Genomic DNA, 4,139 nt, shown 5'->3' with positions numbered 1-4,139 from the left:
CCACCACACCGTCCGGCCGCACACCCCACGACCGCAACAACTCCACCAACCCCACCTGCACCGCGAACAGCGCCGCCTGCGCATAACCGGTACGGCCCAGCAGTGCGGCCTCGGGCGAGCCGTCGGGCGCGAACACCGCCGTCCGAACGGCGGTGGTGAATCCGGGGGCGTCGTCGAACTCGCCGTCGAGGAGGGCGCACACCTCGTCGAAGGCATGCGCGAAGGCAGGGAAGGTGGCGTACAACTCGCGTCCCATCTCGGGGCGTTGGCTGCCCTGGCCGGTGAACAGCCATGCCGTGCCGCCCTCCACGACGGTGCCGGTGACGAGGGCGGCGGGCTGGGCGTCGTAGGCCGCGAGCGAGGCGGAGATGGCCGGGGTGTCGGGGCCGAGGGCGACGGCTCGGTGGGCCAGAGCGGCGCGGGTCGCGGCGAGGGAGTAGCCGATGTCGTACGCCGAGCGGTCCTCGGTGAGGGTGGTGAGCAGCTTGGCCGCCTGCCGGGTCAGCGCCTCGGGCCGGTGTGCCGTCAGGACCCACGGTACGACCGGGAGGCGGGCCGTGTTCAGGTCCTTGTCCGGTGTCTGCTCGGCCGGGGGTTCTTCGAGGATGACGTGGGCGTTGGTACCGCTGACACCGAACGCGGAGACGCCCGCCCGACGCGTGCGCTCGCCTCGTGACCAGGGCGTCGGTTCGATGAGGAGACGGATGTCGCCCGCGTTCCAGTCGACCCGTCGGGACGGCGTGTCCGCGTGCAGGGTGCGCGGCAGTTGTCCGGCTCGCAGGGCGAGGATCATTTTGATGATGCCGACGGCTCCGGCGGCGGCCTGGGTGTGTCCGAGGTTGGACTTCACCGAACCGAGCCACAACGGCCGTTCACGGTCCTGGCCATACGTCGCCAGCAGCGCCTGCGCCTCGATCGGATCGCCCAGCGCGGTGCCCGTCCCGTGGGCTTCCACCACGTCCACGCTCGATGCCGGGACCCCGGCGTCCCGTAGCGCCTGCCGGATCACCCGCTGCTGGGAGGGCCCGTTCGGCGCGGTGAGTCCGTTCGAGGCCCCGTCCTGGTTCACCGCACTGCCCCGCACCACCGCCAGCACCCGGCGCCCGTTGCGCCGCGCGTCCGACAGCCGTTCCAGTACGAGCAGTCCCACCCCCTCCCCCCACACCGTGCCGTCCGCGCCGTCCCCGAACGCCTTGCACCGGCCGTCCGCCGCGAGACCCCGCTGCCGCGAGAAATCCACGAACGCCGCGGGCGAGGACATCACCGTCACCCCACCCGCCAGCGCGAGCGAACACTCCCCCGACCGAAGCGCCCGTACCGCCAGATGCACGCCCACCAGTGCCGACGAACACGCCGTGTCCACCGTCACCGCCGGACCCTCGAGCCCCAGCGTGTAGGCGACCCGACCGGACAGGACACTCGCCGCCGAACCCGTGACCACAAACCCCTCGACGCCCGCGAACCCGCCCTGGGAAGCCCACGGGTAGTCCTGGCCGTTCGTCCCGACGAACACCCCCGACTGCGAGCCCCGCACCGAGGACGGATCCACACCAGCCCCCTCCAGCGCCTCCCACGCCGACTCCAGCAGCAGCCGCTGCTGCGGATCCATCGCCAACGCCTCACGCGGCGATATACCGAACAACTCCGCGTCGAAGTCCGCCACATCGCGGATGAAGCCGCCGGTGTTGACGTAGGAGGTGCCTTGGTGATCGGGGTCGGGATGATAGAGGCGGTCGATGTCCCAGCCGCGGTCGGTCGGGAACGGGGAGATGGCGTCCTGGCCGGCTGCCAGCAGGTTCCAGAGGGATTCCGGTGAGTCGACGCCGCCGGGTAGGCGGCAGCTCATGCCGACGATGACGACGGGGTCGTCGTCGATGGCCGCGCCGGCCGGGGGGACGGGCGTACCAAGGGCGTCGGCGTGCGTGCCGGGATGGGGGTCCTCGCCGGGAAGGTGGACGCGGACGTGGGTGGCGAGAGCGGCCGGGGTGGGGTGGTCGTAGACGAGGGTGGCGGGCAGGGCCAGGCCGGTGAGGGCGGAGAGGCGGTTGCGTAGTTCGACGGCGGTCAGGGAGTCGAAGCCGAGGTCGTTGAAGGGGCGGTCGGGTGCGATGGCGGCGCCGGAGGGGTGACCGAGTACGGCGGCGACGGCGGAGCGCACCTTGTCCAGGACGATGCGCTGCCGCTCCGCGGGCGGACGGCCGTGCAGGTCGCCGGCCAGTTCGCTGTCGGCGGCGGGGCGTCGGTCGGGGCCGGTGAGTGCGGGTTGTGCGGCCTTGCGTGCCGCGTCGATGAGCTCGCGCAGGAGGGAGCCGTGGCGGGCCGAGGCCGTGGCCGCCGCGAAGCGGGGCCAGTCGGCGTCGAGGACGGTGACACACGTGCGGTCGCTGTCGAGGACGCGCTGGAGGGCGTCCATGGCTGTGTCGGGCGCGAGGGGGCGGATGCCGAGGCGGCCCAGATGGGCGGTGACGACGGGGTCGGCCGTCATGTCGTCATCGGTCCAGGGTCCCCAGGCGACGGACGTGGCGGTGAGGCCCTGGGCGCGGCGGTGCTGGGCGAGAGCGTCGAGACGGGCGTTGGCGGCGGCGTAGGCGGCCTGGCCCGCGGTGCCGGTCACTCCGGCCGTCGAAGAGAACAGGATGAAGGCGTCGAGGTCGCGCTCGGCGGTGAGTTCGTGCAGGTGGTGCGCGGCGTCGGCCGTGACGGCGAGGACGCGGGCAAGCCGCTGGGGGGTGAGGTCGACGGCGAGCGCGTCGTCCAGGACGCCGGCCGCGTGGACGACGACGGTCGGGGGGTGGGCGTCGAGGAGTTCCGCGAGGGCGGTCCGGTCGGTCACGTCACAGGCGGCCAGGGTGACCTCGGCGCCCAGCTCGGTCAGTTCGGTACGCAGGTGCGCGGCGCCAAAGGCCGTGCCGCCTTCGCGGGAGACGAGTACGAGATGTTCGACACCCCGGGTGACGAGCCAGCGCGCGATGTGCCCACCCAGGGCGTCGGTGCCCGCGGTGACCAGCGCGGTGCCGCTGAAGCGCGTGGCGGAGGGACGGGGGTCGCTCGTGGCGCTGTCGCGTACCAGGCGTGCGGCCAAGATGCCGGTGGGGCGCAGGGCGAGCTGGTCCTCGGTGCCGGGTGCGGTGAGCAGAGCGGCAAGTCGGTCGGGGGTGTCGGCGTCGGGGCGGGCGGGCAGGTCGATCAGTCCGCCCCAGCGGTCGGGCTGCTCCAGGGCGAGGGTGCGGCCGAGGCCCCATAGGGCGGCTTCCTCGGGCCGGGCCGGGGCGTCACCGGCACCGGCGGACTGCGCCGAGCGGGTCGCGCACCACAGCCGGGCGGTGGGGGCGGCCTCGCCGAGCGCCTGCCACAGGGTGAGCACCGCGGCGGGCTCGGGCAGGAGGGCGAGCACATGGGAGCAGTCGGCGCCGGATGATCGTATGCGCTCGGTGAGGGCGGCCCGCGTGTCGGTGGCGCGGACGGGCACGAGGTGGACGTCGGCTCCGGTCCGGCGCAGTGCCGCGGCCACTTCTTCCGCGGTTGTCAGGTCCTCGGCTGCCACGGTGGCGTCCGCGCCGGCCGGTTCGTGCACGGCGATCACCCAGCGGCCGTGCGACCGCGGCTCGTCGGCGCCAGGACGCACCGGGCGCCACCGGATCCGGTAGCGCCGCTCGGCCTGGGCGAGGGCCAGCCGCCCCTGGCGCCGCCACTCGGACAGCGCCGGCAGTACGGTCTCCAGTCCGTCCTGCGCGCGCACACCGAGCCGCTCGGCCAGCGACTCGGGCCCACCGCGCTCCACGAGATGCCAGAACCGCGTGTCCACGTCGTCGTCGGCGCCTGTGGCGGCGCCCCGGCCGGCCGGAATGTGGTCGGGCAGCCAGTACCGGTCCCGGCGGAAGGCGTATGTCGGCAGGTCGACCCGTCGCGCGCGGGTCCCGTCGAACACAGCCGCCCAGTCGATCTCGGCGCCCCGGACGAACATCACGGCAGCGGCGGCCATGACGGACTCCGCCTCGGACTGCCCCTTGCGGAGGGTGGCGGCGGCTGCGTGGCCGGCGGCGAGGGCCTGGGCGGTGAGGACGGGGTCGGGCCCGATCTCCAGCAGCCGGGTGGCACCCTGAGACGTCGTGAGAGCGGCAAGGGCGTCATGGAAACGC

The 4,139-nt window shown here is 73.8% G+C and carries 1 protein-coding gene; it reads right to left on the bottom strand.

What is annotated here, in order from left to right; all coding sequences use genetic code 11:
- A partial coding sequence (locus ACWD5Q_RS35150; RefSeq protein WP_451431130.1) for an SDR family NAD(P)-dependent oxidoreductase occupies nucleotides 1-4,139 on the bottom strand: 4,139 nt, incomplete at both ends.

Source organism: Streptomyces sp. NPDC002513, assembly GCF_053595355.1.
The sequence above is the reverse complement of the archived record's forward strand: the minus strand, read 5'-3'. Positions and strand labels throughout refer to the sequence as shown.